1 rRNA gene is annotated in these 603 nt (G+C 47.6%); it reads left to right on the top strand.

The window, feature by feature from the left end:
• Positions 1 to 115 precede the first annotated feature (115 nt).
• Positions 116 to 603, top strand: a 16S ribosomal RNA gene (locus LJ207_RS12270); the annotation flags it as partial.

Here is a 603-nt window from a genome sequence, read left to right as displayed (position 1 = left end):
TGAACCTTGAAAATTAAACAGCAAGCCAACGTTAATATACTTTGAGTGTTAAAACTTAAAAGTAATTATTAGTTTAAAGCTTTTATATTAATAATAGAAGCCAAATCAAATTCTTTATACGGAGAGTTTGATCCTGGCTCAGGACGAACGCTGGCGGCGTGCTTAACACATGCAAGTCGAACGGTCTACCTCGACGGAAACCTTCGGGTTGAAGACGAGATCTAGATAGTGGCGGACGGGTGAGTAACACGTGGATAACCTGTCCTCAAGACTGGGATAACCTGGCGAAAGTCGGGCTAATCCCGGGTAAGCTGAGAGTGTGGCATCACACAATCAGAAAAGGTGGTTTTACCATCGTTTGAGGAGGGGTCCGCGGTAGATTAGCTAGCTGGTGAGGTAAAGGCTCACCAGGGCGACAATCTATAGCTGGTCTGAGAGGACGATCAGTCACACTGGAACTGAGACACGGTCCAGACTCCTACGGGAGGCAGCAGTGGGGAATCTTCCACAATGGGCGCAAGCCTGATGGAGCAACGCCGCGTGAGTGAAGAAGGTCTTAGGATTGTAAAGCTCTGTCCTTAGGGAAGAACCGTGGGTATAGTA

This window comes from Halanaerobium polyolivorans, from assembly GCF_020711195.1.
GTDB classification, from domain to species: Bacteria; Bacillota; Halanaerobiia; order Halanaerobiales; family Halanaerobiaceae; genus Halanaerobium; species Halanaerobium polyolivorans.
The sequence above is the reverse complement of the archived record's forward strand: the minus strand, read 5'-3'. Positions and strand labels throughout refer to the sequence as shown.